This window comes from Baaleninema sp. (assembly GCF_049974805.1).
Classification (GTDB): Bacteria; Cyanobacteriota; Cyanobacteriia; order Cyanobacteriales; family Geitlerinemataceae; genus Baaleninema.
This window is the reverse complement of the sequence record NZ_JBNGCO010000033.1, coordinates 9,032-35,668: the sequence shown is the minus strand read 5'-3', so window position 1 is coordinate 35,668 and position 26,637 is coordinate 9,032. Positions and strand designations below refer to the sequence as shown.

The 26,637-nt window shown below is 53.0% G+C and carries 22 protein-coding genes and 1 pseudogene; 9 read left to right on the top strand and 14 right to left on the bottom strand.

The features are described 5' to 3' along the window. The first annotated feature begins 38 nt into the window (after nucleotides 1-38). Both ACP5D4_RS08855 and ACP5D4_RS08850 read left to right on the top strand, forming a co-directional pair. A complete protein-coding gene (locus tag ACP5D4_RS08855; protein ID WP_428011258.1) occupies nucleotides 39-356 on the top strand; it encodes a hypothetical protein in 318 nt (105 codons plus the stop codon). After that, nucleotides 353-835 carry a DUF7689 domain-containing protein gene (locus ACP5D4_RS08850; protein WP_428011257.1) on the top strand — a complete coding sequence of 161 codons (483 nt, stop codon included), beginning with the start codon at nucleotides 353-355 and terminating at the stop codon, nucleotides 833-835. The genes ACP5D4_RS08855 and ACP5D4_RS08850 overlap by 4 nt, the downstream gene beginning before the upstream one ends. A 167-nt stretch (nucleotides 836-1,002) precedes the next feature. On the opposite strand, the gene ACP5D4_RS08845 is transcribed toward ACP5D4_RS08850, so the two are convergent. The 4 genes from ACP5D4_RS08845 to ACP5D4_RS08830 all read right to left on the bottom strand — a co-directional run bounded on the left by ACP5D4_RS08845 (nucleotide 1,003) and on the right by ACP5D4_RS08830 (nucleotide 5,403). Beyond that, nucleotides 1,003-1,233 (bottom strand): hypothetical protein, encoded by a 231-nt coding sequence (locus ACP5D4_RS08845; RefSeq protein ID WP_428011256.1) that lies wholly within the window; start codon nucleotides 1,231-1,233, stop codon nucleotides 1,003-1,005. Between the two features lie 213 nt (nucleotides 1,234-1,446). Beyond that, a complete protein-coding gene (locus ACP5D4_RS08840; RefSeq protein ID WP_428011255.1) occupies nucleotides 1,447-1,800 on the bottom strand; it encodes a type II toxin-antitoxin system VapC family toxin in 354 nt (117 codons plus the stop codon). 133 nt (nucleotides 1,801-1,933) lie between these two features. After that, a complete protein-coding gene (locus ACP5D4_RS08835; RefSeq protein WP_428011254.1) occupies nucleotides 1,934-2,185 on the bottom strand; it encodes a transferase hexapeptide repeat containing protein in 252 nt (83 codons plus the stop codon). Between the two features lie 68 nt (nucleotides 2,186-2,253). Continuing rightward, nucleotides 2,254-5,403 (bottom strand): tetratricopeptide repeat protein, encoded by a 3,150-nt coding sequence (locus ACP5D4_RS08830; RefSeq protein WP_428011253.1) that lies wholly within the window; start codon nucleotides 5,401-5,403, stop codon nucleotides 2,254-2,256. Between the two features lie 219 nt (nucleotides 5,404-5,622). On the opposite strand from ACP5D4_RS08830, the gene ACP5D4_RS08825 reads away from it, so the two are divergent. Together ACP5D4_RS08825 and ACP5D4_RS08820 are read left to right on the top strand one after the other, a co-directional pair. Continuing rightward, nucleotides 5,623-5,874, top strand: coding sequence for a hypothetical protein (locus tag ACP5D4_RS08825; RefSeq protein WP_428011252.1), 252 nt, complete (start codon nucleotides 5,623-5,625; stop codon nucleotides 5,872-5,874). Nucleotides 5,875-5,876: 2 nt separating this feature from the next. Then, nucleotides 5,877-6,320 (top strand): type II toxin-antitoxin system VapC family toxin, encoded by a 444-nt coding sequence (locus ACP5D4_RS08820; RefSeq protein WP_428011251.1) that lies wholly within the window; start codon nucleotides 5,877-5,879, stop codon nucleotides 6,318-6,320. Nucleotides 6,321-6,523: 203 nt separating this feature from the next. Here ACP5D4_RS08820 and ACP5D4_RS08815 read toward each other — a convergent pair whose 3' ends face one another. The 5 genes and pseudogenes from ACP5D4_RS08815 to ACP5D4_RS08795 all read right to left on the bottom strand — a co-directional run bounded on the left by ACP5D4_RS08815 (nucleotide 6,524) and on the right by ACP5D4_RS08795 (nucleotide 14,820). After that, nucleotides 6,524-7,042, bottom strand: a complete 519-nt coding sequence (locus ACP5D4_RS08815; protein ID WP_428011250.1) for a DUF3368 domain-containing protein — start codon at nucleotides 7,040-7,042, stop codon at nucleotides 6,524-6,526. Next, complete coding sequence (locus ACP5D4_RS08810; protein WP_428011249.1) at nucleotides 7,033-7,278, bottom strand: UPF0175 family protein; 246 nt, start codon at nucleotides 7,276-7,278, stop codon at nucleotides 7,033-7,035. The genes ACP5D4_RS08815 and ACP5D4_RS08810 overlap by 10 nt, the downstream gene beginning before the upstream one ends. Before the next feature lie 247 nt (nucleotides 7,279-7,525). Further along, complete coding sequence (locus ACP5D4_RS08805) at nucleotides 7,526-8,140, bottom strand: Uma2 family endonuclease (protein WP_428011248.1); 615 nt, start codon at nucleotides 8,138-8,140, stop codon at nucleotides 7,526-7,528. A gap of 201 nt (nucleotides 8,141-8,341) precedes the next feature. Further along, nucleotides 8,342-8,644 (bottom strand): annotated as a pseudogene (locus tag ACP5D4_RS08800) (DUF1186 domain-containing protein); the annotation flags it as partial. A gap of 107 nt (nucleotides 8,645-8,751) precedes the next feature. Next, entirely contained in the window at nucleotides 8,752-14,820 is a 6,069-nt protein-coding gene (locus tag ACP5D4_RS08795; RefSeq protein ID WP_428011247.1) for a translocation/assembly module TamB domain-containing protein, read from the bottom strand. 372 nt (nucleotides 14,821-15,192) lie between these two features. Here ACP5D4_RS08795 and ACP5D4_RS08790 point away from each other — a divergent pair, with 372 nt between their 5' ends. From ACP5D4_RS08790 to ACP5D4_RS08780, 3 genes are all read left to right on the top strand, one after another. Next, nucleotides 15,193-16,326, top strand: a complete 1,134-nt coding sequence (locus tag ACP5D4_RS08790) for an ATP-grasp domain-containing protein (RefSeq protein WP_428011246.1) — start codon at nucleotides 15,193-15,195, stop codon at nucleotides 16,324-16,326. A 159-nt stretch (nucleotides 16,327-16,485) separates the two neighbouring features. Then, entirely contained in the window at nucleotides 16,486-17,406 is a 921-nt protein-coding gene (locus tag ACP5D4_RS08785; RefSeq protein WP_428011245.1) for a succinate--CoA ligase subunit alpha, read from the top strand. Between the two features lie 40 nt (nucleotides 17,407-17,446). Continuing rightward, complete coding sequence (locus tag ACP5D4_RS08780; RefSeq protein ID WP_428011244.1) at nucleotides 17,447-18,361, top strand: carbohydrate ABC transporter permease; 915 nt, start codon at nucleotides 17,447-17,449, stop codon at nucleotides 18,359-18,361. A gap of 94 nt (nucleotides 18,362-18,455) precedes the next feature. Here the strand turns inward: ACP5D4_RS08780 and ACP5D4_RS08775 are convergent, their stop codons facing one another. Next, a complete protein-coding gene (locus ACP5D4_RS08775) occupies nucleotides 18,456-18,998 on the bottom strand; it encodes a hypothetical protein (protein ID WP_428011266.1) in 543 nt (180 codons plus the stop codon). Between the two features lie 25 nt (nucleotides 18,999-19,023). Between ACP5D4_RS08775 and ACP5D4_RS08770 the strand changes: the two genes are divergently transcribed. Beyond that, complete coding sequence (locus ACP5D4_RS08770; protein WP_428011243.1) at nucleotides 19,024-19,440, top strand: hypothetical protein; 417 nt, start codon at nucleotides 19,024-19,026, stop codon at nucleotides 19,438-19,440. Between the two features lie 178 nt (nucleotides 19,441-19,618). Here ACP5D4_RS08770 and ACP5D4_RS08765 read toward each other — a convergent pair whose 3' ends face one another. From ACP5D4_RS08765 to ACP5D4_RS08755, 3 genes are all read right to left on the bottom strand, one after another. Continuing rightward, entirely contained in the window at nucleotides 19,619-22,192 is a 2,574-nt protein-coding gene (locus ACP5D4_RS08765; RefSeq protein WP_428011242.1) for a filamentous hemagglutinin N-terminal domain-containing protein, read from the bottom strand. A 79-nt stretch (nucleotides 22,193-22,271) separates the two neighbouring features. Next, nucleotides 22,272-22,670, bottom strand: a complete 399-nt coding sequence (gene gcvH, locus ACP5D4_RS08760; protein ID WP_428011241.1) for a glycine cleavage system protein GcvH — start codon at nucleotides 22,668-22,670, stop codon at nucleotides 22,272-22,274. A 70-nt stretch (nucleotides 22,671-22,740) separates the two neighbouring features. Further along, a complete protein-coding gene (locus ACP5D4_RS08755; protein ID WP_428011240.1) occupies nucleotides 22,741-24,342 on the bottom strand; it encodes a B12-binding domain-containing radical SAM protein in 1,602 nt (533 codons plus the stop codon). Nucleotides 24,343-24,476: 134 nt separating this feature from the next. Between ACP5D4_RS08755 and ACP5D4_RS08750 the strand changes: the two genes are divergently transcribed. Further along, nucleotides 24,477-25,673, top strand: coding sequence for an ABC transporter ATP-binding protein (locus ACP5D4_RS08750; protein ID WP_428011239.1), 1,197 nt, complete (start codon nucleotides 24,477-24,479; stop codon nucleotides 25,671-25,673). A 59-nt stretch (nucleotides 25,674-25,732) separates the two neighbouring features. Here ACP5D4_RS08750 and ACP5D4_RS08745 read toward each other — a convergent pair whose 3' ends face one another. Further along, on the bottom strand, nucleotides 25,733-26,296 hold the full coding sequence (locus ACP5D4_RS08745; RefSeq protein WP_428011238.1) for a transposase: 564 nt from the start codon (nucleotides 26,294-26,296) through the stop codon (nucleotides 25,733-25,735). Nucleotides 26,297-26,637 lie beyond the last annotated feature (341 nt).

Below are 26,637 nucleotides of genomic sequence, written 5' to 3'. Positions count from 1 at the left end.
TATAGAAGTGTAGCGAATATCAATTACGCTTTTCACCTATGTTAGAAGTTTCCGAGCGAGAGCGACAGCTTGAGCGTAAATTTACAGAACTATCCGATCGCATCGATCGCGAGACTCGGATGCTGTCTTCAACAACTCGAATTGTCTCGCATCCGGCTTATCAAGAAGCGATCGAAATGGGAGAATCTGCAATTCCTTTGATGTTAAGGCAACTGAGAGAAAATCCCAAGATTCGGTGGTTTACAGCCTTGAAAGAAATCACAGGGGAAGACCCCGTTCCAGCTTCCAGTCAGGGAAAAACCAAGGAGATGATAAAATGCTGGCTGGATTGGGGTGAAAGTCATTATTATCTATGAAAGAAGAAGACAACGAACCGATTGGTAATTATATCTGGAGAACTCAAGTTAGAGAAGAACTCGAAAAGCTATTTCCCAATCTTGCAAGTACAGGATATCGCTTGACGAGTCAAGATACTATCGAATATAACTGTGTTGCGTGGGCAGTTGGCCGTCAAGATGAGTGGTGGTGGCTAGACGAATTGGGAGAATCGTATTGGCCGCCTGAAGTGGAAAGAGAATTGACGATCGACTCTTTTATTAGTGTTTTTAAAAAAATCGGATATGAAGTTTGCAACGATGAAAATTTTGAAGAGGGATTTCAAAAAATTGCCATATATGCACAGCCGAATGGTGAACCTACTCACGTTGCAAGGCAGTTAAAGGAAGATTGCTGGACGAGTAAAATCGGGTCGCTAGAAGATATCGAACATCGACTCGAGGGCTTAAATAGTATGGAGTATGGTAAAGCTGAAGTTTTTATGAAATTAAAAAATTGACGATCTCGGGGTGCATCTAAATTTGAATTTTAAAAAATCATCAACGAAATCCAGTTTTCAAATCGTCTTAGAAAATTGCTTTCATAGAAATTGTCATCTCTACGGGGTTTCAGCCGACCGGATAAAAATCCACTTTCGGAATCGGATTGAAATTAACCCACCAAACTTCACCGCGTTTCACGAGCCACGTCCTCGATTAGCCCCTCAGACCACTCCAACGCCTCGTTTTCGCGTTCTTCATCCGCCGCCATCGCTGCGTAACCGGCTTCGATGTCGGCAGCGATAACGTGAGGACGCACTAAATCCTCAATAAACTTATCGATGTTGGGGCGATCGATCGCGCGATGCAAGCCGTCGTAAACCAATTCGTCCAGCGAAATCGTCAGTTTTCGTGGCATCGTTTTTATGTTGCCAAATCTAGGCGCGATCGGTGTTCTTCCATCGTCCCTACGTCCATCGTCCCTACGCTCTGCGTAGGGACGCACCGGGCGGACGCTCTGCGTCGAGTCATCAAACACAGGTTGCAGAGCGCCCCAACTCCCGTTCCTACGCTCTGCGTGGGAACGATAAGACATAATAAGCCATTTTTCTTGATGTATTTTCTGGATGTTTTATATCGTCCAATCTTGAGTTTCTAATTCTGAGATATAGTCAAAGTCTCGGATATTTTGGGTTAACAAAACCAAGTTGCGGGATAGGGCGATCGCTGCAATTCTTAAATCCATTGTAGATTCCCGAGGGTGTTGATGTTTCAGCTCTTTAAAAATAACAATTGCTTCATCATCCAAAGGTAAAACAATAGCCGATGCAGATGCAAAGCTTTGAAGAACTTCCCATAACAAAGCGTAGCCACGAGGTAAGTCAGTCTTTTTCTTGTTGCGATTAATTAAAGCATGAGCGCCAAGAACCTGTTCGTGAAAGCTCACGATTGAAAAAGCAAAATCTGCTGGGGAATGCTGACTCATTCGATTGAGTCCTTAAACAAGTATATTTCAAACCCGTTTTTCGCTGTAGAACACTGATGTGGTTTGTGTCAAGCAGGTATTTCATTCAGAGTCGTTTCCCAAAATGGCAATTGCTTCACATCACGGGTTTCCTTTAATCAAGAATATCGCCGGGAGTATTTTGTTCGCTCACAGAGTTGTCCTCTTCGATCTCGAACTTTCCCGTTTTTCGGAAATTACGTCCATATTCGAGAGCTTCAAGGAAAGCTTCTTCGTCGGAGATCGAACCAATCAGGTTGTCTACCCAATTATTAGCACTGGGCTTACTATCAACTTTGTTTTGCAGTTCGGACACTGCCTGTTCGAGTTTTGCTAAACGTTGTTCTAAGGTCGTTTCATCTAACATTGTATTCTTGCAAAACACTAACTACTTTATAGTTTAGATCGTTTGAGCTGAACCCGCGCGAGTTTCCCTCACTCTCGCCATTCCCCCTGAACGCCAAACGCCGCCCAGTAATAGGGATGTTCTCCAGCTTCCCACATCTCCAACTGCGCCTGACGCAACGCCGCCACAGGCGTTAACCCTTCCTCCCAAATTCCCTGATAAAACCGCACCATCAACGCCGCCGTTTTCTCGTCGCTGACGTTCCACAGGGACAACACCGTGCGTTCTGCCCCAGCATACATCAGTCCCCTTGTCAAGCCCACAACGCCTTCACCGCGCACGTTGTCGCCCAGTCCCGTCTGACAGGCGCTCAACACCACCATTTCCGCCGGAAGTTGCAGGTTGAAAATATCCCCCAGACGCAGAAAGCCGTTTTGTGGGTTGCCGTCGTCGTCCACCAGGGACAGCACCAACCCCGAGAGTTCCGGGTTTTCCTCGTTGGCGAAGCCGTGGGTGGCGAAGTGGACGAACTGATAGCGGTTGGCTCGATCGCTCGTCACCCAGGAATAATTGGCGTCGAAGTCGAAGACGCTGGTTTCGCCACCGTCAGCGAGGGCGAGAAGTCGATCGGCTTCCGTGCGACTGTGGGGTAGACGGGAGATGCCCCGCAGGTCGAAATCGCGCAGGGTGCGTTGGAGATCGAAGTCGGGTTCAACGGGGGCAGATTGTCCCGTGAGGCGGGGATCGTCGGCGGTGAAAACCGGGTCGGCGAGGATGGCGAGGCGGTTGGGTGCGGGGGGACGGCTTCCCATGACTTCCCGGTTGGTGGCGATGACAGTGGACGAGGGGGCGCTGACGAGTTCGTAGTTGACGAGGAGCGGTTCGTAAGCGTCGCGGTTGGGGGTGGCGAGGGCGCTGAAGGGGATTTGGTGGAGAACGCCATCGGGGACGATGAGGAGGCGCGAGGTGTTGAGTTGGTCGATAACGGGGGCGAGAACGATCTCGCTGAGGGCTTTGGCGTCACGAGTGGTGACAGGGAGGTTTCCCGATTTCTCAACATTGGTGTAAAAATTATTCGCCGCCGTTTCGATTTCGGCGCGTCCGGGGAGGGTGTACGCCTGGAAGCCGTTTGGGGTGACGACCCAAAGGTAACTGCGCTCTGTGCCGAGGGAATATTGCAGCAGGGTGGTGTCGGGGTCGAGGACTTGTTGCTGCACCTGTTCGAGGGTTAGCGGTTCGGGGTATTGCAGGGCGGCGTAGGCGGAGTTGGTTTCCCGCAGTTGGGCGGCGAGGGTGTCGAGTTCGCGGAGGACGGCGGTGGTTTGGCGGTTTGCGGCTTCGACGATCGCCTCAATTTCCTCGTTGTTCTGCACGGCTTGCAGGTCGGCGACTCGTTGCGCGTCGATGTTTCGCAGTTGTTGGCGCAGTTCCTGTTCGCGCTGGCGCAGTTGGGGATCGACGTTTTCGGTGATGTCGAGGTTGGCTTCGCTGAGGAGTTCGATGAGGGTGCGGGCGCGGGTGCGTTCGCTGGTGTTGAAGGCGCGGAGGTCGTAGCCTTCTTGGGGGGATTGCTGGTGCAGTTGCATCAGTAGGTCGATATAAAACTCGTAGTAGCCTTGGACGGTGGCGAAGTAGCTGGTGCGGAGGTCGGTGCTGGTAATTTCGCCGCGCAGTTCTTCGACGATGGCGATGGCGGCTTCGATGTTTTCCAGGGCGGTGGGGAGGTCGTTTTGGTTGCGATAAGTCCAGGCGATGTTGCCGAGGGTAAGAGCTTCTCCATCTCGGTTTCCTACCTCTCGCATAATCGGCAACGCCTGGTTGAAGTAGCTGAGGGCTTCACTGCGGTTGCCCAGGGCATTGTAGACCCCGCCGATGTTGTTGAGAGTGGCGGCTTCCCCCGCTCGATATCTGACTTCCTGCGTAATCAGTAAAGCCTGATTTAAGTAATTTAGAGCTTCATTGTGGTTACCCATTGCATTATAAACTAAGCCAATACCAGCAAGAGTGGCGGCTTCTCTATCGCGATTTCCGACTTCTCGCAGAGTTGCTAAAGCCAGGTTGTAGGAGTTGAGGGCTTCACTGTATTGTTCAAATGCACTAAAAACTTCACCGATGCCACTGAGAATAGTTGCAATACCTTCTCGATTCCCTACCTCTCGCAAGATCGGCAACGCTTGGTTGTAGTAATCCAGGGCTTCACTGGGGTTGCCCAGGGCATTGTAGACGGCGCCGATGTTGACGAGGGTGGTGGCTTCCCCAGCGCGATCGCCTACTTCTCGCTGAATCGGCAACGCTTGATTGAAGTAGTTGAGCGCTTCACTGCGGTTGCCCAGGGCATGGTATACGACACCAATTCGGCCGAGGGTAGCAGCTTCCCCATCTCGGTTTCCCACCTCGCGCATAATCGGCAACGCTTGGTTGTAGTAATCCAGGGCTTCACTGGGGTTGCCCAAAAAATCGTAGACCCCGCCGATGTTGACGAGGGTGGCGGCTTCCCCCGCGCGATCGCCCACCTCGCGCCTAATCGGCAACGCCTGGTTGTAGTAATTCAGGGCTTCACTGCGGTTGCCCTGGGCATAGTAGACTCCGCCGATGTTGTTGAGAGTGGCGGCTTCCCCCGCTCGATCGCCCACTTCTCGAATAATCAGTAAAGCCTGATTGTAGTAGTTGAGAGCTTCACTGCGGTTGCCCAGGGCATTGTAGACTAAGCCAATACCATTGAGAGTGACCGCTTCCCCATATCGATTCCCCACCTCTTGCAAAATTGACAAAGCCTGACTGTAGTAGTTGAGGGCTTCATTACGGTTGCCCAGGGCTTCGTATATTCCTCCGATATTGCTGAGAACCGTGGCTTGAGATTCTCGATCGCCAATGTCTCGAAACGCTTCTAGGGCAGTTTGATAGTAGCTCAGAGCAGTTTGTAGTTCGCTTAAATGATTATGAGAGGCGCCCAGAAATACTGATGCGTAAGCTATCCCATCAGTTGCTTGTACTCTTACAGATAACGCCAACGCCTGCTCAAATCGCGAAATCGCCTGTCGATATCCTTCAGCCGTTCCTTGGTTAAAAAACTGTTTTCCTTCCTCATACAGCCGTAAAAACTCCTCCGCCGCACTCCCCTGCGCCATCTCCACCTGGGGCGGGTTCTCCCAGCGCACCACCCCCGCCAGCGCCGCCTCACTCCACATCGCTGCGCCACACAACGCCGCTAAGCCAACCTGCCACAGACTCCGTTTCATCGCTGCAACGTCCCTGAGTTGTCTACTTTTCTCATTATTACCGCGTCGTCCCCGGTTTGCCGCCTCCATTACACAATCTGAAACAGGAGTCTTTGGCTGCACGATCGAGATCCCCGGTATCTCCGAAATGCTGGGGTTCTAGCTGAAATTCGAGAGGGTTGGGATGGGGAGTTTCACGATCTATACTGAACTTAAGCGTCGCGTTAAACCTGTAACATCATGACTCAAATACCGCGAGAATTTGAAGGAACTTGGGAAGAAATTATCGATCGATCGAACGAATTGGCAGGATGCCGAGTCCGGGTAACAGTTCTCGCTGAAAAGCCCCAACTTCCCTCGACTGAACATCCATCTTCTTTTCGTCCGGCTTCGGGGCGTTCTTTGTTAAGACACGCCGGAACTTGGGCTGGTGACGATTTTGAAGATTGCCTACAACGGGTTTACGAAACGCGAGGTTCTTTGGAATTGTAATTGTGTACCTGTTAGACACGAATCACTGTAGCCGAATTATTCAGGGAGATTCTGCGATCGTCGATCGAATCTTCCAAGTGGGAGAATCAGCCGTTTCCACTTGTGTCATTGTCCGAGGAGAACTCCTTTATATGGTATATAAATCGGAACGCAAAGACACCAATCTGGCGCGAGTTCGATCGTTCTTAGAAGATATCCAAATTTACTCGATCGATGAAGCGACGGCCGATATCTACGGTCAACTGAAGGCAGATATATTCGAGCGTTTCGGTCCCAAAGACAAACGGAAGCAACGAAGAACCCGACTCGAACATTTAGGGATTAGCGAAAATGATTTATGGATTGCTGCGATCGCTTTGCGAAATCGCCTCACCATTATTTCATCGGATAGGGATTTTCAGCGAATACAAATGGTAGCGACTCTATCCTTAGAATCTTGGATTTAAATGTAGTCATTTGCAGGTACATTACGCAAAAAATTCAGGGTCTTCAGAGTTTGAGGTGATAAATATATTTAATGCCTGGTTATCCCAAGTTTTGTATGCCAATTTATAAATTACACCATAATCTCCTAAGACCCAAAATACGAGTTTTTGGCTATACTATCGAGAACCTTAGTATCTCCGAAATGCTGGGGTTCTAGCTGAAATTAGAGATTGTTGGGATTGAGAGTTTCACCCGCAGCAGCCAAAACTTCGGCGTACAGGCGATCGCTCACCCGAAAGCTGGCTTGATCGATAAGAGTATCTACAATCGGTCGAATTGCTGCGATCCATCCCCGGCTTTTTGCCACCAGTAAAACCCCCAACAAACCCGTAACAGACAGCCCTAAACGGACAGCTTCTCTACGTCCCAAACGTTCGTCAATTAATAATTCTTCTGCTTGAAGCTCTAACGCTAAAACGATCGCTTCCGACTCTCCTCGATCCAAATTTCGATCGCGTTGTAGAGTTTCCACTCGTTGGAGATCGCGGGGCAAAGAAACCTCAATCCAATCTAGAAATAACACGGCGGTAATTCGCGAATCGTCTTCACTTCCTCGCCTCAGTTCGTCCATCACCGCCGGAGGTACGAATACTCGTCCGTAAAGCTGTTGTAATAACGACAGATACTCCGCGATCGCTAACCCACTCAGAACAGAAGTGTCGCTAACAACAATCACAGCCATCCTTTAGTTTTCAAATATTGAATATCTTCTTGTAATTCGCTGACATCGTAATGAAGGCAAATCCCCCGTTCTGCTATCAATTGTTGCAAACGAATTTGCGACATATCGAGTAATTCTGCGGCTTTCCCTAACGCGATCTTCTCTTGCTGAAACAGTAACAGAACCACTTCGATTAACAATTCTTCCTGAGATAATCCACTCGCTTTTACGATTTCATCAGAAATTACTAAACTCATGTCACAACCTCCTAAGCGATCGAGAAACTTCTCAAAACGGTCAATTCATTCAAAGGTTTCGATTTTTAAGGTACTTTTTACTATTTTTCTTCTCCATTATACATTATAAAATACGAGTTTTTGGCTGCACGATCGAGTACCTCGGTATCTCGGAGATGCTGGGGTTCTCGCTGAAATGACAGATGGCTGGGATGGCGAATTTCACCCGCAGTAGCTAACACTTCGGCGTACAGGCGATCGATCCAATTCAAGACTCGCCAGGATCGATCGACTCGCTTTCTTCGGCCGAAAAATCCACCTTATCGTACAAATCCGCCAGTTGTATTGAAAACTCAAATGCTTGTAACGATACTGTTGCGTCCAAACCATCGTACTCGCGAAACAGCCAAGCCTCCTCACTTTCCGTTTTGGTGTAGTGTTCCACGTGGGGCGCGTATTGGTCGACGAGCAAATATTCGCTAAAACTCGCAATAGTTCGATAGGCGGAAAATTTGCGATCTTTATCGTAACTTCGCGTTGATTGGGATAATACTTCAGCAATAAAAAGCGGATTTTCCAGGGTATCCTTGCGCCCCGTTTGTAAGGCTAAAGGCTGGCGCACCACCATCACATCGGGGTAAGTATAAACCTGCTGCGCTGGAATCCAAAGGCGTTGGTCTGTGACAAAGACACGATAAGGTTGTCGTCGCAATGCAAAATTTAACGTTCCTGCCAAATTGAGCGTAATTTGATTGTGGTTGGGCGTTCCACCTGTCATCAGAACGATTTCTCCATTGAGATATTCGTGGCGTTCTTCAGATTGCGTTTCTTGGGCTAAATATTCATCGACGGTATAGGTTCGTTGGTTGAGCGTAGTAGTCATCGCAACTTACCGATTTGGTTCGCTTTAATTATAACTCAGTTGAGGTTTTTCACCCCAAGGATCGAGTGAAGCTATATCAAACAGAAGTCCGTACAATCGAGTCCCCCAGAATTGATGATGAGATAATGGGATGATGGGATGATGGAATGATGGGATAACGATCGGATTTATCTGCGATAAACGGAGATGAAAAACTTGAATTTAGGGGGGAAGCGGTTTTGGGGATTCGGAAAAATACGGCCAATCTTTTAATTCTGTGATTGTATCTTCAATGAGCCGATAATCTTGGTTGCCTTGAAGCTGTTTTAAAATCGCTGCTTCCCCCAGTGCAAAATCTCGATCGACCTCTTCTTTTGTCGTCATCATCGTATCGACTAAACCCAGTTCGTAGGCGCGATCGATATAAGGTTTGAGTTCGATCGCATAAATCTCGATTGATTCCACGACCATATAAGTTAATATGAAATCGTCTTTGGCTTCGAGAAAATGCTCGAATAGTTCTTTGAGGTATGGTAGGAATTGGGTTTATTTGGTTTATTTTTTAGTGTTTTTTGTAAGAAAATAATAGGTTTTTAGGAGGTTTTGGTTGGGAAATCAATGAGTTCGAGTGGCTAAAATCGCAGTTCGTAACGCAATTCGACGAAGTTGAAACCGGGGATGCTGTCCGTTTCTAAACCGCCCGTTCCTTGCAATAACAATCCGTTCGAGCCGTAACTGTAAGTTAATCCTAATAACGAATCTTCGTTTAATTGATAAATGGCTTCAATTTGTCCGGGCGGAAAAACGCTGAGTCGATCGAGTCCGATCGTCTGTCCGAGACGGTTGGCGGTTCGATCGATATCCAACAACACCTCCGTTAGCGTGGGTTCCACGACAAACCGCAAAAAGGCGAACTCAAAAAACTCCGTTCCGCGCAACTTGGAAATTTGGTCGATGGTGGTGAGAACCTGACCCCCCAACAACGACACTAACTCCCGTTCGCTGCGATCGGGAACGCTCGTTAACTGCACCGTTTGCAATAACTGCGAGTCTTCTACCGCCGAAATATCCGCCGCTTCGCTGGATAATACCGCCTCGAGGACCTCTTGGGCGCTGGCGTCGATGGAGACGCTCACCAACGTTTGTTGCGATTGGCGGTTGGGGAGAACTGTCGTATCGGGAACCTCGTTTCCATCGCGATCTCGATCGAGCAAGGGGTTGCGTTGTTCCTCGTAAATCAACGTCGAAACCTGCAAATCTAACAGAGGATCGAGCAGTCCCCGTTCGGGAACGAACGTGACAGTTTGCGATCGTCCGGGGGCGATGAAGAATAAATTACTAAATAAATCGATTTGACCGCTATCGACGCTTATCGTTCCGTCTGGTCTTAAATTGTCCAAATTCCCATCGACAGCACCGTTAACCGTCAAATCTCCCGATACCCGAAAATTAAACTGCGGAAGCGAATTCCGAATGCGGAAATCCTCCCCCAACACCACGCGGAAATTGTCCAGAATCGGAATCACCGGCGGCGGTCCCGATTCCTCCTGTATCGTCCACTGGGCGGCGGAGACGGGAATCGCCCCTTCGACAACGCCCCCAGTCGGTATCGAGACGCGGCCTTCTGAGAGGGCGATGTCTCCCGTCACCACGGGGGTTAAGGCGGTACCGCTGACGGAGACGAACCCTTCTAACAATCCTTCGTACAATCCCGCTAATTTGAGGTTGCCGTTGTCCACCTGAAGCGTCAAGGGATTCTCGGCTTCGGGTTGGGGAACCAAAAACGGTAAGGCTCCCGAGAGGGAAAAGGTCCCGTCGGCCACTTTGGCGATTAGATTGTCCACGGCCACGCCATCTTGACTGATGAGAACCCGTCCGTCCACTTGCGCGGGGGCTTCGGGGAGGGCGGCGGCGCGAACTGTGGCGTCTTCAAGAACCACTTCCCCGTCGGCGGACAAGGCTTGCAGAATGCGATCGAGATCCCCCGATGTCGCCTCCACCAAATCCAACGACGCCGCCAATCGAATCGCGCCTTCCCCAGACCTCCAGTTCGCTTGTCCGTTACTCAACGCCTCCAACAACTCGAATCCCGGCGTATCTACGTTCAAGCGCACCTGCGCCACGGCGTTCTCCTCCGTCCAGGGAAAGGGAACCCGCGCCGAGAGTTGCGTCCAACTGGGGGCGAGGGTGGCGAACTCGAATAAGTCGTTGTCGTAACGAAACTCTCCGGCGAAACTGTCCACTGGACGACCGTTTAACGTGGGCGAATCCAAGGAAACTCGACCCTCGAGGGTGGGTTTTTGTAGCGAACCGCCGATATCGGCTTGGGCGTTGGCTAGACCCTCGATATCGAGGGGAAGTTCGACGAAGTTGCGAACGGTTCTTAAATCCAAATCCGTCAGGTCGAAGGTTCCCGAGGCGGTGGTGGGGGAAAGTTCCCCAACGAAGGCGGCTCTCGCGCCTTCGAGTTCCACCTGCGCCGTATCCACTGTCAGCACTTCGTTGCGATAGCTGGCGCGGGCGGTGATTTCGTCGATTTCTACGATCGAACTATCTTCGATGAAGAATCCCAAAACGGGGCTGAGGTCGGCGAAAGCGGGTTGCGATCGCCATTGCCAATCTCGCGCCTCGAGTGCTACGTCAATGGCGGGATTTCCCAAGGTTCCCTCCACTGTCACCCGCGTGTCGTAAGTCCCTCCCAGGTCCGCCAGTCGCGGCGGGGCGGGTTCTCGCAAGGTGGCGGCTTCGGTTTGTACCAATTCGGTGATTCTGTTAAACACCCGCAACTGTTCAAACAGGTCGCTTTCGGGAACTCCCACCGGGTCAGCTTCTAAATCTTCGGGATTCAAACTCGGGGAGGCGACGCCTCGCGTTACGATGTCCTCGATTTGATACCAAGCGACGGTGGAGAGTAAATCCCCCACTTTGCCTTCTTCCACGGTCAACTCGGCGTCTACAGGGGCTTGGACGAGCTGTTCGAGGTTGGCTTCTCCTCGCACCAACCCCACTAAATCCACGTTAGTTTGGGCGTTGAGGGTAAAGCGACTGTCGCCGAGTTGTAAAAAGGCGTCGTCGAGGCGGGCGGTGCCGTTGTTGTAGCCGAATGCGGCGGCGACGGCTTCGGCGCGAATGTAGCCGACACCGGGGCGATCGATGGCCAGCGTTCCTTGAGATTCCAAGGTAAACAAATCCGCTGAAATCGCCGCCGTCACCTCTCCGTCCAAGTTGCCCTCGATGCCCAACGGTTGCCCGGGTACCACGTTTAACAGAGCTAAATCGAAGTTTTGAAGGCGCAAATCGAAAACGTCGCCGTCGCGCTCTCCCAGGGCGAACAAGGGGGTCGCGGTGTCTTCTCCCTGGCGGATTTCTAACCCGGTGGGGAGGTAGGGAAACAAACAGGCGTTTCCTCCGGTGCAGGGGGCGAAACTGGCGGCGATGCGGTCTTGGTTTCCCTGAAGGTCGATGGCCACTCGTTCGCCGGTTTGCACCACCACGCCGCCGGACATCACCTCGTCAAAGGCGATGTCGTTGATGGCGAAATCTTGCAGTTGCAAGGCGCCGGTTAAGTCCAAACTTCCCGCCGCCAGGGGGTCGCTGATTAAATTCCGTCCGCGAAACTGGCCGTTAAACTCCACGTTTCCGGCGATATTGACGGCGTTGGGGCGATCGAGGATTTCCCCGAGGAAGACATCGGCGATTAACAGCGTCAGGGGCAAACGGCGCGATCGATAGGTGGCGTCCACGGCCAAATCCGCCGCCAAATCGGGGTTCGTCGTTAACTCCGTCAGTTGCAACCGACCCCGCGTCTGGAAGGATTCTTCTGCCAAGCGCACCAACACCCCGTCAACGCTGACGGGAACGGGAACCGTCCCCAACCGCAACAGAGGATTGATCGACCCGGACAGGTTCGCCTGGGCGGTCAACGGGGCGGGAAACCGGGAACTCGTCACGATTTTGGCGTTGGCTAACTGCGTCACCAGGGCGTCCGTCACCGTAATTCCCGCCGTCGTCGCCAAGTCCCAGCGTCCGCCATCCACCGACGCCACCACCTCCGCCAACCCTTCGCTGACCGCCAATCGCGCGTCCGCTTGCAGAACGGGATTTAATCCCGTAAAGTCCTGAGTTTGCGCCGCCTCCAGCAGTTCCTTGGCCGTGAAACTGGCTTGGGCGTTTGCCCCCAACAGCCTCGTCGGAACGGGGATTTCGGGAAAATAGGAACTGACGGAAATCGAAGAAACCTCAGCCACAGTATCGATCGATCCGTTGCTCAACTGTACCCAAGCGTCCACCGTCCCGTCCGCCACCGCCACATCCGCATCGGCGACCAACTCGATACCGCTGACATCCAGGGTTTCCGCCGCCGCCAACACCCCGTTGACCGACGTCTCGACGCGGGCGGTTGCCCCCCGCAACGTCACCGGAACGGGCAGGGTTTCCACGACCGAATCGGCGGAAATCGAAGACACCGCCGCTGTCGCCGTCACCCGATTTCCCCTCACCTGCGCCCCGGCGTTCGCCGTTCCTTCCGCCACGGCTAAATCTGCATCCGCCGTCACGTCGATGCCGCTGAAATCCTGCGTTTGTGCCGCCTGCAACAGGGAATCGATCGAACTGTCCACCGTCGCCCGACCCTGCCGCAACGCCACTGCTACGGGCAAATCCGCCACTATATCGTTGGCTGAAATATCCGCCGCCTCCGCCACCACGCTGACATTGCCACGTTCGACATCCGCCCGCACGCCCACGGTTCCCCCTTCCACGACGAGTCCTAAAGTTGCAATGGCGCTTAGCATATCAAGGTCGAAATTGTCAAGACCTCCCGAGGCATTTGCCCGTAATTCCGTGAGGGAGGCATCCATCGCCAGGGGTAAAAACGGCGAGAGGTCGATGGGGGTCGAGGAAACATCAACGCCCCAATCCCCCGCGTCCAGGTCAGCCTGTCCCGTGGCGACGATCGAACCGCCTCCGGCGCGAAGTTCCGCCGTTTCCAGGCTAAGGCGATTCTGACGAAAGCGAATCTCTCCCAAGGTGGAAACTGCCCCCACCTGAGACACCCTGGCATCGGGCGTATCCCAAGTTAACTGAAGGCGGGGGTTTTCCCAAGTCCCCCCCACATCCGCATTGGCGGTCAACCGTCCCACCGAAACCTCTGGGGGGAGGAGGTTGTAAGGAGCGAGGAGGGCATCGACGGGTAACTCGCTGCGAAGGTCGAAATTCAGCGATACCGGGTCGTCGAGGCTATCTTGAAGGATCGATCGAATATCGATGTCCCCTCGGGCGACAACGCGGCCGCCCGCAGCGGGAGTAACGCGCAAGCCGTTGAGGGTAATGCGGGACAAATTCGCCGACAGGTTCGCCCGAACTTCCTGTAAAACCGTTTGTTCGACCACCAGGGCTGACGGGTTGCGGACGGCTAAAGTGGCTTGCGGGTTGTCAATTTCCCCCATCACCGCGAGGTTGGCTTGCAACGTCCCCGACAGGGGAAGTTCCGGCAGGTCGAGGGTCGTCAACCCTGCCACCGACTCCAAGGGCAGAGGCGGAACAGAGACCTCGATATCGTAGCCCCTCTGCCAATCCGCCGACCCCATCACTTCCACCGCCAAGGTTCCCGTTTTCGCCTCCACCTCTTCCAACCGCAGACCCTCCCCTTGAAATCGAAGAAACCCCTTCGCCGTCAGAGGTTGTGCGAGGGGGTCGAGATCGATCGCGAAATTCTCTAACGACAGAGTGCCGCGAATATCAGGAAGCCGTGACGGGTCGAGGTCTTCCAACGGCGGCAGTTGAGAAGATGGCAGTTGAGAAGAGACCAACTGGGCGGAGGATTGGTGTTCCGAGTCCGGTATTTCCCCGTCATTGCCGTTCTTCAGCCACCAATCTAAACTGGGGACTTCCACCTGTAAATTGGCGTTGACTTCCCCACTTTCGACCTGTAGCGACTGGGAAATCGCCTCCGGAAGCAGCGGCGAAAACTGAGCCAGTCCCAAACCGTCAATTTGGGTGCTGACGCGACTTTCAAAGGTCTCTAAGTGAGTTTCTCCCTCAAGCGAAATCTCCCCTTGCGGCAGCGTGACCCTGGCCTCGTAACGGGCGAGTTTCAACTTTTGCCGCAATTGCGCCGTCGCCGCCAAGTCCACCTCAAACGGCATCGTTTTCCCTTGGGGAAGCAGGCGTAAGGCCCCGTCCACAACGCGAAGGTTGATGAGGGGGTTAATGGGGAGTTCTCCCGGTTCCGCTTCCGGTTCGGGAAGGTTAAAATCCAGCGTCAGCCAAGTTCCGTCTGGCGCTTGTTCGGCGTAAATTTCCGGTTCGACGAGGGTGAGGCTGAGGGGAAGCCGCCTTGAGAGGAGCAGTAAAAAATTGTAGCGAACGCGGATATCTTCGACCGTGACGAAATTGGCGTTGTCGTCCGTCTCAGGAATTCGCAAGCCGTCAAGTCGAATTCCCGAGAGGGAAAACCCTTCCACTTCTCCGACTTCCACCGGACGATTGAGTAAATTCGTCAGTTGCGTTTCCAACAGCGGCGGGAGTTGCGTGCGAACCCACACTTGCAATCCCGCATAGCCCGCCCCGCCGAGAACGACAACGCTACCACCTGCGATCGCGATCGATTTCGGGCGAGTCGCCCGTTGCCAAAATCGGCGTAGGCGACTCGATGACAGAGGGTCAGACTCAGGCGGGGGAGAAGGGGGAAGATTAGCCATAAGGAACACCCACAGGCGGGGCGTATCGAAGACACCCCATCGATCGAATTGTGACGGCGAAACATCTCCGCCAGAAATATTTTGAAACCCGAACGTCGAAAACGGGAAAAGGCCAGGTCTCGAAAGGGATCGATCGCCCTCTAACTCGCCGTTCGAGGAAAGGATACGCCCGCAGTAGGCGTTCTCGTCCGACTGTACCCAATTCGATCGAATTTGTCTATCGTGCTAGAACCTTTGTTATCCTGGTTTATTCGTTGTCGGTCTCGTTGTTGTGCGATCGCCCGTCAAAGTGCGATCGAAAATGTAGCCGCTATCTCAGCGCCAACGGCCAGATCGGGATATGGTAGTTGTGTGGGTGTTCGCCAATCACCGATGGATCTTCTAGAGTATCAAGCCAAAGAGCTATTTCGGGAGACGGGCATTCCGGTACTGCCCTCTCAAAAAATTCGTCATCCCCAAGACTTAAAGGGGTTGAAAATTCCCTATCCCGTCGTCCTGAAATCGCAAGTGCGCGTTGGCGGACGTGGAAAAGCGGGAGGCGTGCGCTTCGCCGCCAACACCATCGACGCGGTGGCCGCCGCTCAAGCGATCTTCAACTTGCCCATACAGGAAGAATATCCCGAGGTGTTGTTAGCCGAGGCCAAATACGACGCCCAACGGGAATTCTACCTGGCGGTTTTCCTCGATCACTCGGCCCGTCGCCCAGTTCTCCTCGGTTCCCCTTACGGCGGCGTCGAAGTCAATTTCGATCGCGACAACATGCAGCGAGTGGTGGTCAAAGAAGAGTTTTCCCCCTTCTACGCCCGCCGTCTGGCCTTGAAAATGGGCTTGCAAGGAGAAGCGATCGAATCCGTCAGCGCCATCGTCGAAAATATGTATCGGCTCTTCGTGCAAAAAGACCTCGACTTAGTAGAAATTAACCCCCTCGGCATCCGCGACAACGGAGACGTGATGGCACTCGACGGGAAAATCACCGTCAACGACGAAGCCCTCACCCGCCACGAAGACCTCGCCCAACTGGTTCACGAAAGCCACCTCGATTCGGAACTCTCCTCCGAAACCGCCTTTCTCAACACCGAATACGTCAGCCTCGACGGTAACATCGCCATCGTCTGCAACGGGGCGGGACTCACTATGTCCACCCTCGACCTCGTATGTCAAGCTAAAGGCAAACCCGCCAACTTCCTCAACCTCGGCAGCGAATTATGTTGGCGAGAAGCTAAACTGCCCCTGCAAGAACGCCTCAAAATTGGCTTGGAACGAGTCACCAAAGCCTCGCGAGTTAACGTGGTTCTCGTCAACCTCCTTCTCGGCGTCACCTCCTGTAAAGATATCGTCGATACCATCATCGAAGTGGCCGAACGCAAACAGAGCGATGGCAAGTATCGTTGGATAGTCCGTCCCATCGGCAGCGATTGCGAGGTGGCTCAAAAAGCCTTCTCTGACACTGACATTACTGTTCTCGACCACCTCGACGACGCCGTAGCCCTCGCCGTCAAAAAATAATTGATAATTGATAATTGATAATTGACAGGGAACGGGGAACCGGGGTAGGGTGCGTGACTTGAAAAATCGGGTGTCGCCATGAGACCGAGAAATCATCCCATCCCCCCCCTCATCCCATCATCCCATCATCCCATCATCTCCCCATCCCCTCATCGTCCTATGCAGTTCACCTCTGACACTAAAGTTCTCGTCCACGGCATCACCGAACCCTTGGCGGCGACCCATACCGTCTTGATGCAAGAATACGGTACTCAGGTCGTGGCGGGAGTCTCCCCCGGTCACGGCGGTAAAACTCAGAACGGCGTGCCGATTTACGACATGGTGGAAGAGGCGGTGAAAGAACAAGGCCCCATCGACGCCGTGGCGATTTTCGTCAAACCCTTCTTGGTTCTCGACGCTGCCTTAGAATCGATCGCAGCGGGAATTCGCCAACTGGCCATCGTCACGGAAGGAATGCCGCCGATGGACATGGTACGTCTGGTTCGCAAAGCCGACATCACTGATACCCTCGTCGTCGGACCCACCAGTCCCGGTATCATCGTCCCCGGTCAAATTCTCCTGGGAACTCACCCCGCCCAGTTCTACACCCCCGGTTCTGTGGGCATCATCAGCCGCAGCGGGACGTTAACTTACGAAATCGCCCTGTCTCTCACGCAAGCCAAGTTAGGACAATCGATTAGCGTAGGACTCGGCGGCGACGGGATTCTCGGGTCCTCCTTCGCCCAGTGGTTGCAAATGCTCGATGAAGACGATCGAACCGAGGTTATCGTTTTAGTGGGCGAAATTGGCGGTTCGACAGAAGAAGACGCCGCCGAATACGCCGCCGAAGCTATCGACAAACCCACTATCGCCTACGTGGCCGGACGCTTCGCCCCTAAAGGAAAACGCCTCGGACACGCTGGAGCCATCGTCGCGGCCCACCTCAGCGGAACGCAACAGTACACGGGAACCGCTCTCCTCGAAACGGACATCGGCACCGCCGAACATAAAATCGAAGCCTTTAAAAAGGTGGGTATCCCCGTCGCCACTCGCCCTTCGGAAATTCCCGCCTTGGTGAAGAAGGCGTTGAAGAAGAAGTGATAAGGGGTTGAGGGGATGATGAGATGATGGTGCGATCGAGATGATGGGGGAATTGGGGACGAACGATCGAAACGCGGCGTCGAAAGGGTTTCGCTGGCTTGATAACGATACCGTCGCCGCTTGGACGTTTCTGGCGCCGGCGTTACTGCTGCTGTTGGTGTTCGTCCTCGGACCGATTGGCTATCTCGTCTATCTCAGCTTGACGACAGGGAGTTTTACTCAAACGGGAACGCGATGGGTGGGACTTCAGAATTACTGGAGATCGATCGCCTCTCCCGATTTCTGGCAAGTTGTGGGAAATACGCTCTATTTCTCGGTGGCGACGGTGATTCCCAGTATCCTCATCCCTCTGGGATTGGCCGCCTTGCTCGATCGTATTCAAACGTTTCGCGGCTTCCTCAGAAGTGCCTATTTTATCCCCTCGATTACCTCGACTGTTGCGGTGGGTTTGGGCTGGCGTTGGCTGTTTCAAACGGACGGCCCCGTCAACCACTTTTTGAACCTCTTGGGAATCGACGCGATTCCCTGGTTGGGGAGTCCCGTTTGGGCGATGCCCGTGTTAATTTTATTGAGTATTTGGAAACAACTGGGTTTCAATCTGGTATTGTTCCTCGCTGGGTTGCAAACGATTCCCCAATCCCGCTACGAAGCGGCGGAACTGGACGGGGCGACGCCGTTACAGCAATTCTGGCACGTGACTGTCCCCGGTTTACGCCCCACGTTGGTTTTCGTCACCGTCACCACCACCATTTTTACGCTTCGCAGTTTCGAGCAAGTCTACGTCATCACTGGAGGCGGACCGCTCAATTCTACTAATATTTTGGTGTATTATATTTACGAACAAGCCTTCGCTTTATTCGATTTGGGATACGCCGCTGCTGCGGCGACGTTGTTGTTAATGGTGGTGTTGGTTTTGGTGTATTTGCAATTGAAATTAACCAACGACGATAATTAATAATTGACGATCGATCGTTGATGCTTGGTTTAAGCACCTCACCTCATCATCCCATCATCCCATCACCTCATCACCTCATCATCCCATCATCCCATCACCTCTTCAACTTCCTCGGTCTTCCCACTGCGTCAAAAGTCCACAGGGCGCGTTTGTGTTCGTCGCCGTAACTGATGTGAATGGGTCGATCGACCCCGTAATAATATAAAGAATCGAAGGGAAGTTGGCGATCGCAAATCCAATCCACGAGGCGATCGCTCGGTAAGTTGATAATATAAAAATCACAAGCCGCCCCGGGTCGTTTACAGTAGTAATTGCCCTTGGTATTCTTCTCGAACGCCATGTGTTGGTCGAGATTGGGGGCGACGCGGCCGTGACGGCGGCCAGTTGCGGGATCTTTGCGTTCGAGATATCGTTTGAGATCGGCAGAGCAAAAGCCGTATGTTAACCGGAAGCGATCGATCCCGAATTCGTCGATAACGGGATCGAGGATCTCTTCAGCCAGACGCTGTAACGCCGGAAGGGTTTCGTCTGGGTTCTTCGGAAAGGGATCGATGCGATCGCGGTATTTATGGTAAGTTTGCGTACAGGTACAAACGTCGTTGAGGGTTAGATATTTGCCGAGTTTGAGGGTTCCCAGTTCCACGGTTCTACGACAGCCTCGTATGGGGGTACTGTTAGTTATTTTAGTTTGGCTGTTGGCGGCCTGTTCGTCGGTTCCGGTATGGTTCGATCGCGACCTCATCGAACGGGCGATTTTACTGCAATTTCAGCAAAATCAAGAACGCCTCGCCGAGCCACTCAAACTCTCGGAAATACCCGATTGGGCGGTCGATCGCGTTTCGGTGGATTTTAACGAACCTCTCACGATTCAAGATTTACCTGCTTATCACCTCAAGGGAACTTACAATTTAATTGTGGATTTACCTACGGGACGGAAAACTCGCAAACAACAGCCTTTCGATTTATATATTCAAGGACAAAAAGAAGGGAAAACTTGGCGTTTGGCTCGGTATTTTAAAGGTCAAAATGAATCGGAAGCTAGTTGGAAAACATACTTGATTCCACCGGAAGATTACTAATCTATCCTAAATAAGTTATTTTTGTCATCTTAATTTGTAGTGTTTAGGTTAATTTTAGTAGGATTTTTTAAAGTTTGCTGGGTTTTGCCATCGCTTTACCCAATTTACAAACCCAAACTAAAAATACTAATCTATCTAAATTGAGTGATTTTAGTAAGATTTTAAGAGTACTTTTTTGTCAACGATCGACTATCAATTGAACTCGTCCGTCTCTGCGCGTCACCCATCCGGTGGCTTCTTGCAGGGTCGATCGATCGTCTTGCGGTGACTTGTCCGCTTCAGTGGTTTCCAAGGGCTTAGGTTCCCAACGGGAAAACCGCCCAACCGTCGTATAATCGGGCGTTTCCCGAGACAGTCCCCCGCGGCCAGTCACCACGAACCGACTCCCCGATCGCAACGCCGAACAGCCATCAGCCACCAACCCGGACAATTCCAACACCTCAGCCGAGAGTTCCACCAAAGGGGAATTGGTCTCCACCTGCGGTTCTCGCAACTCCACCACGCCGCCAAAAGACGACCCTAACGCCGAAGTTGCCGTAATATCGCTTTCGGGAGTGAGTTGCGATCGAAACCTGGTTCCAAACACCCCAGCCGCTTCGATTTGAATGCGTCCGCCCACACTGTTGAGGGAATTAGCGGTAATATCGCTATTGTCGAAGGCCACCAAAGTATCAGTGTCGATGGCGATATTTCCCCCCGGTTCCGTTCCTCGGGCGTTAGTGGAAATGCGACTTCCTCCAAACAGCCGCAAATCCGCCAAATTCAACATCAAACTTCCGGCCCCGGACGCACTGTCGCCGCGAATGCGTCCCCCGGATTCTAGGGTCAAACGGGAGGTATCGATCGACAAAGAACCCGCCTCGCCGCGATCGCTGCTACTCACCGTCAGTTCCGCCCCGTCACGCACCACAATGCGATCGGCGTTGACTTGCAAATCTCCCGCGGCCCCAACCCCTTCCGAACTGCTAAAGACACCGCTGGGAAAGCGGGTTTGCGACTCGTCCACGAAAAAATCGCGGTTTCGCACCTCCACCGCCGCTGTGGAACCGCTTAACTCCATCTCCGAGACATTCAACACCACCCGTCCCCCCTCGCCGCCGCCGAAGGTTCCCGCACTCACCTGTCCGCCGTCTCGCGCCACCAATCGGGGCGTTTCCACGAACAAATCCGCCCCCGGTGCGTCGCTAAAGGTGGTGGTGGAGAGGGTAGCGGGAACGCCGTTTTCGTCGGTTCCGAAGAGTTCGATGGCCTCCGTCGCCCGCACCGTCAGGGTTCCCGCCGCACTGGTTATGGCGTCGCCGCTGGTTCCCGTAGAAATGGCGCCGCCTTCGGCCAAACGCAAAATTCCCGTCTCTACAGTTATCGTTCCGCCGCGTCCGGTACTTCCGGCTTCTGAGGTGGCGACGATGACGCTGTTGAAGGTGGCGGCGTTGACGCCGCGCACTTCCAAAAGGTTCGATCGCACTGCAATACTCCCCGCATCCCCCGCCCCCAGGGTAAACGCCAAAATTTGCGCCCCGTCTGCGATGAGAATGCGATCGGCGTCCAACTCGATGCGTCCGCCGTTTCCCGTGGCGGAGGCGAAACTCGACCCGGACCAACTACTATCGCGGGTTTCGATTTCCCGGGCCCGAACCGTAAAAGTTCCTGCATTTCCCGCCCCGAAGGTGTCCGCCCCGACGATCGATCCCTCTTCCACCACCAATCGATCGCTTTCGATGAGAATATCCCCACCGTCGCCACTGGCTTCCGGCGCCACCGCTGCGAAAAAGCCACTGGAAAAAAACGCCTCTCCCGGGGCCAGTCCCCGCACGTCCACCAACTCCGAAACGCGAACGGTGAGTCCCTCTCCCGGCGCATCTCCCAAGGTATCCGCCAACAAAACCGAACCGTCGGCTAAAAACAGATTGCGCCCGATAACCGTCAAACGCCCGCCACCGTTCCCGCTGACATCCACCGAAGACGCCGCCGACAGGCGAATCTCGCCCCCAGTTGCAGCGGGAAGCGAATTTCCGTCGAAATTCCAAGTTCCCCCCTCCAGAGACACCAGAGAAATCGACCCGTTGGCGGCGGTGAGATTTCCCCCCGTCAGGGTGATATCGCCGCCAATCAGTTGCAACGTCGCACCGGGAGAGACTGCAAATCCATCGGCGCGATCGTCGCGGACGGTGGAAAAGTCGTCAGCGAAGGAAAGGTTGTGACCGCCCCCCGTGACGGCGATATGGCCGGGGTTCGCCCCCATTTGCACCCCCAGGGGAACGGACACTGACAGCAGGGGGGGATTGTTTTCCCGAAGGCTGGGAAAACTGGAACCGTCGGAGAACAGCAGTCGATCGCCTGTGGTTGCGAAAAACGACCCACCGATCTCGAGACGGGCGTTATTACCGAGAATCAACCCGTTACGATTGAGGAGATATAGGTTAGCGACACCGTTGGCGCGAAGGGTTCCGTCGATAAACGAGGGGGCGTCCCCCGTCACCCGCGTAATAATGTTGGCGATCGCAGCGGAATTCTCGAACTGGGCGATCGATCCTGTTTCTAAATCGAACTGAGAAAAGCTGTGAAATAAGTTGTTTCCCGCCGTGGTTCCCCCCGTAATGCGATAGAGTAAGTTTTCCGATTCGACGGTGGAGGGAACGGGAAGGGATGCATCGGGAACGATTTGCGCCGCACTGGGTTGGGAAAACGCCCCTAAAACCCAGACGAGGAGAGAAACCGTCTCGAACGGCCTAAAAGTGCGGCGCAATCTCATAAACCGATACAGGAAGCAGTGTTTCAGGATGAGGAGGTGATTCGATATCTCCCCATCCCATCACCCCATCACCCCATCATCACGCTTCGTCCCCTTCCACCTGGGCGCGATACTCTTCAGCGGTGAGGGTTTCGTCTAATTCGTCGTCGGGGTTGTCGAGACGCACCTTTAACAACCAGCCTTCCCCGTAAGGATCTTCAGAAAGTTGTTCGGGAGATTCGATCGCTTCTTCGTTGCGATCGGTAACAGTTCCGGAAATCGGGGCGTAGAGGTCTTCCACGGCTTTCACCGATTCGATGGAACCGAAGGTTTCTCCTTTTTCGACGGTATCGCCCACGTCCGGTAATTCCAAAAATACGATATCGCCCAACTCGTCGAGGGCGAAGGCGCTAATACCGATGGTGGCGATTTCTCCGTCGAGGCGAACGTACTCGTGAGAGTCCAGATATCTGAGATCCTCGGGATATTCTAATGCCATAAGACTGTCTAGCAGTGGGTTCGCTATCAATATACTGGAATTTTCTGCCGGACGGAACGCCTCTGACGGCTTAACGCACCAGTTCTGGCTGTGGCGTCTCAGTTGAAGACGCGGCGTCTCGAGACTGCTTTTGCGCCAGATACGCCGCCAATTGCGCCTCGATTTGGTCTTTGACGATTTGGCGGTACTCTAAAAAGTGTTCGGCTTGGGCGCAAACGGAGAGGTAACTGCTGATTCCGCCTCGATTGTGGCGGTACATCAGCCAGAGGTTGCGCCAAAACTGGAACCGGGTTTTTCGCAATACTCCTTGACGCCAGGCGATCGTCAGTAACGCCCGAATGACCACCCAAGAGGTGTTTTTCTGGGTGGCTTTTCCTTTGTGGGGATAGGTGGCTTCGCCGAGGAAGCGGAAATGGCGATAGGTACGATCGAGAAACGCCGCCGGGTCGTACAATCGCCAGAAGGCATCGATATACTCGTGGGCGATGTCTTCTAACGGACGGGTGGGGACGAAGTTCATCAACGTGGTTTGGTTGATGTTGGCGTTTTTCTCCCGCAGGCGTCCTTCTTTTTCTAAACGATGCCACAATCCGGTATCGGGAAGGGCTTGTAGCATACTGAACAGGGCGGTGGGAATGGCGGTTTTTTCGACAAATTCCACGATTCGATCGCCCGCCCCGGCTTTTTCGCCGTCGAAGCCGATGATGAATCCCGCCATGACGCGCAAGCCGGATTTGGCAATTTGAATGACGGCGTCGCTGAGGGGATCGCGGGTGTTTTGATATTTCTTGGTGGTGGTGAGGCTGTCGGCGTCGGGGGTTTCGATGCCCAAAAACACCGATCCGAAGTTACAGGCCACCATCATATCCATTAATTCTTGGTCTTTGGCCAAATCGACGGAGGCTTCGGTGGCGAAGGAAAACGGATAGTTGTGTTCCACCATCCAGGGTTGGAGGGCTTTCAGCAACAGTTTGACGTTGCGTTTGTTTCCGATGAAGTTGTCGTCGACGAGGAAGATGCTGCGACGCCATCCCAATTCGTAGAGACGATCGAGTTCGGCGATAAATTGTTCGGGGCTTTTGGTGCGCGGTTTGCGTCCGTAGAGTACGATAATGTCGCAAAACTCGCATTGGAAGGGACAGCCTCGGGAAAATTGCACCGACATTTCGGCGTAGGCGTCGAAGTCGAGGAGATCGAAGCGAGGAATCGGGGTTATGGTAACGTCGGGTTTTTCACCGTTCGATCGAAACACGCCGCTGGTTTCCCCTCGTTCGATCGCTTCGACGAACATCGGTAAGGTAATTTCCCCTTCGTCGAGGATGAGAAAGTCGGTATCGACGGCTTCTAACTCCTCCGGTAAGGCGGTGGGATAGGGACCGCCCACGGCGACGGCTTTTCCGCGACGTTTGGCTTGCTGCACCTGCGCCAGCATATCGTCTTTCTGGACGATCATGGCCGACATCAACACCAAATCCGCCCAGTTCCAATCTTCTTCGGTGACGTCCCCCACGTTGCGATCGACGAGTTTGAATTCCCACTCTTGGGGTAAAATCGCCGCCACGGTGACGAGTCCCAACGGCGGTAACATGGCTTTGCGTCCGATGAGTTCGAGGGTTTTCTCGAAGGACCAAAAGCTTTTCGGAAATTTGGTATACAGTAACAGAACGCGCATCGTCAACCTTTCGCTCTCCCGTGCGTGACAGCATCGCCGTCAGACGGCGTGTCAAACTTCTCTGCACTATAACATTTACAAAAAATTGCGGATTCGGCCGTACAGTGGATCGGTAAATTTCCGCGCAACCGCCGATGGCTGAAGTTGTCTTAGAAAAGGTCTACAAGCGATTTCCCCAGGGAGGTGACGCCTCGGAGGAGGCGGGGGTGTCGGTGTTGCGCGATATCGATTTGACGGTTCGCGACGGGGAGTTTTTGGTTCTCGTGGGTCCTTCGGGATGCGGGAAAAGTACGCTGTTGCGGCTGATTGCGGGGTTGGAATCCCTCACGGCGGGAAAAATTTATATCGGCGATCGCCTCGCGAACGATCTTCGGCCAAAACGCCGCGATGTGGCGATGGTATTTCAGAGTTACGCCCTCTATCCCCATTTGACGGTATACGAGAATTTAGCGTTTGGCTTGCGCCGCATGGGACGCCGCAAACCGCCCCTGTGGGAGAGTTTGGCGGTGTCTGCAACGCGGAAATTTCCAAAACCGCTGCGTTACGTGACGCCTCGGGAGAGGGAAATCGCCCAACGGGTTCAGCAGGTGGCGCAAATGCTACAAATTGAGGAGTTGCGCGATCGACTTCCCAAGGAACTGTCGGGGGGACAGAAGCAGCGGGTGGCGTTGGGACGAGCGATCGCCCGCGATCCGGCGGTATTCTTAATGGACGAGCCGTTGAGTAATTTGGATGCGAAGTTGCGTTCTGAAACGCGGGGTCAACTGGTGGAATTGCAGCGTCAGTTGGGAACGACGACGGTTTACGTGACGCACGATCGCGTCGAAGCGATGACGATGGGCGATCGGATTGCGGTGATGAACGCCGGACAAATTCAGCAGGTGGGTGCGCCGCTGGAACTGTACGATCGCCCTGCAAATCGCTTTGTGGCGGAGTTTTTGGGGTCGCCGACGACGAATTTCATTTCGGTTCGGGTGAAGGATTCTTTGAAGTTAGTCTGTCCCCAGTTTCGCCTGACGCTTCCTTCGAGTTGGGAGAAGTGGTTGCGTCATTACGACGGACAGTCGGTGTGGTTGGGGGTGCGTCCGGAACACTTGAGTTTGGGGGCTGCGGCGGCGAAAAATTTACAATTTCGGATCGATCGACTGGAAACCTTGGGTAGCGAAACTTATGTTATCGGGAGTGCGGTGGACGATCCGTCGTTGTCGGTACAGGCGAGACTTCCGGGCGATCGACGGGTTACGTTGGGGGAGGTGGTTTGGCTGTCGATCGATCTCGATCGGGTGCAGTTGTTCGATATGCAGACTCAGAGATCGATCGGTTGGGTTTAGTTGAATTTATATTATGTGTTCAGATCCCCGGCATCTCCAAGATGCCGGGGATCTCGCCCTCACTCCAAAATCAAACGTTGAATTATCCGTTCGTCCACTTCACTCTCAACAAACTGACGATAATCCTCTCGTCCCGAAAACTGCGACAAAACCACATCTGGCTTCGGCAACGTTCCCCTTCGCAAGCCAACATAATCTCGATAGCTTGAAAATATCCAATCTTGCGGATGTTTCACTAAATTAGCACGCACAGGATTGATATGAATATAGCGAGATAAGTGACATAAATATCGATCGTTATCGATGACGATGGATTGAAATCGACCTTCAAACAAACTTCCCGACCTTTGGTATCTTTGATTTATTGCCTTGACATAAGCCAAAGATAACTTTTTCATGCAATCCGAAAAATCTCTATCTTTGAGATAAACTAAAAAGTGATAGTGATTGGGCATCAAACAATATGACACCATTTCAACCAAACTTTCAATAAAATATTTTCTAATTAATTTTATGAAATATCCGTAATTTTCAGGCTCAATAAATATCAAGTCACCATTATTCCCTCGATTGTAAATATGATAATAATATCCTGCCTCTAATGCAGTTTTACGTCTGGGCATCAAAATTCCTCGAATGCAATAATCGCCAAACATCCAAATTTATCTCGAGATCTCTAGTTGGGGTTAGATCCCCGGCATCTCCAAGATGCCGGGGATCTGGCTTGCATCATTAACGTTAGAGAACGTTTCGCCAGACATAATTCAAAGCTCGATCGAACTCTATAGATTCCAGTATAGCAATATTTAAAGCGCTCTAGTTGGGGTTAGAGGGCTGCGAAGACAGTCATGAAGCTAGGTTAGTGTCATCTACACAATAATCGCCAAACATTCAAGTGGGTTTTGAGCGCTCTAGTTGGGGTTAGATCCCCGGCATCTCCAAGATGCCGGGGATCTGGCTTGCA

Bases quoted from the DNA above. Each gene is read 5' to 3' on its own strand.
- ACP5D4_RS08770 (WP_428011243.1), top strand. From the start codon at position 19,024: ATGGGGGTACTGTTAGTTATTTTAGTTTGGCTGTTGGCGGCCTGTTCG.
- ACP5D4_RS08780 (WP_428011244.1), top strand. From the start codon at position 17,447: ATGATGGGGGAATTGGGGACGAACGATCGAAACGCGGCGTCGAAAGGG.
- ACP5D4_RS08850 (WP_428011257.1), top strand. From the start codon at position 353: ATGAAAGAAGAAGACAACGAACCGATTGGTAATTATATCTGGAGAACT.
- ACP5D4_RS08830 (WP_428011253.1), bottom strand. From the start codon at position 5,403: ATGAAACGGAGTCTGTGGCAGGTTGGCTTAGCGGCGTTGTGTGGCGCA.
- ACP5D4_RS08750 (WP_428011239.1), top strand. From the start codon at position 24,477: ATGGCTGAAGTTGTCTTAGAAAAGGTCTACAAGCGATTTCCCCAGGGA.
- gcvH (WP_428011241.1), bottom strand. From the start codon at position 22,670: ATGGCATTAGAATATCCCGAGGATCTCAGATATCTGGACTCTCACGAG.
- ACP5D4_RS08785 (WP_428011245.1), top strand. From the start codon at position 16,486: ATGCAGTTCACCTCTGACACTAAAGTTCTCGTCCACGGCATCACCGAA.
- ACP5D4_RS08825 (WP_428011252.1), top strand. From the start codon at position 5,623: ATGACTCAAATACCGCGAGAATTTGAAGGAACTTGGGAAGAAATTATC.
- ACP5D4_RS08835 (WP_428011254.1), bottom strand. From the start codon at position 2,185: ATGTTAGATGAAACGACCTTAGAACAACGTTTAGCAAAACTCGAACAG.
- ACP5D4_RS08790 (WP_428011246.1), top strand. From the start codon at position 15,193: ATGGATCTTCTAGAGTATCAAGCCAAAGAGCTATTTCGGGAGACGGGC.
- ACP5D4_RS08845 (WP_428011256.1), bottom strand. From the start codon at position 1,233: ATGCCACGAAAACTGACGATTTCGCTGGACGAATTGGTTTACGACGGC.
- ACP5D4_RS08765 (WP_428011242.1), bottom strand. From the start codon at position 22,192: ATGAGATTGCGCCGCACTTTTAGGCCGTTCGAGACGGTTTCTCTCCTC.
- ACP5D4_RS08840 (WP_428011255.1), bottom strand. From the start codon at position 1,800: ATGAGTCAGCATTCCCCAGCAGATTTTGCTTTTTCAATCGTGAGCTTT.
- ACP5D4_RS08855 (WP_428011258.1), top strand. From the start codon at position 39: ATGTTAGAAGTTTCCGAGCGAGAGCGACAGCTTGAGCGTAAATTTACA.
- ACP5D4_RS08805 (WP_428011248.1), bottom strand. From the start codon at position 8,140: ATGACTACTACGCTCAACCAACGAACCTATACCGTCGATGAATATTTA.
- ACP5D4_RS08795 (WP_428011247.1), bottom strand. From the start codon at position 14,820: ATGGCTAATCTTCCCCCTTCTCCCCCGCCTGAGTCTGACCCTCTGTCA.
- ACP5D4_RS08755 (WP_428011240.1), bottom strand. From the start codon at position 24,342: ATGCGCGTTCTGTTACTGTATACCAAATTTCCGAAAAGCTTTTGGTCC.
- ACP5D4_RS08745 (WP_428011238.1), bottom strand. From the start codon at position 26,296: ATGCCCAGACGTAAAACTGCATTAGAGGCAGGATATTATTATCATATT.
- ACP5D4_RS08810 (WP_428011249.1), bottom strand. From the start codon at position 7,278: ATGAGTTTAGTAATTTCTGATGAAATCGTAAAAGCGAGTGGATTATCT.
- ACP5D4_RS08815 (WP_428011250.1), bottom strand. From the start codon at position 7,042: ATGGCTGTGATTGTTGTTAGCGACACTTCTGTTCTGAGTGGGTTAGCG.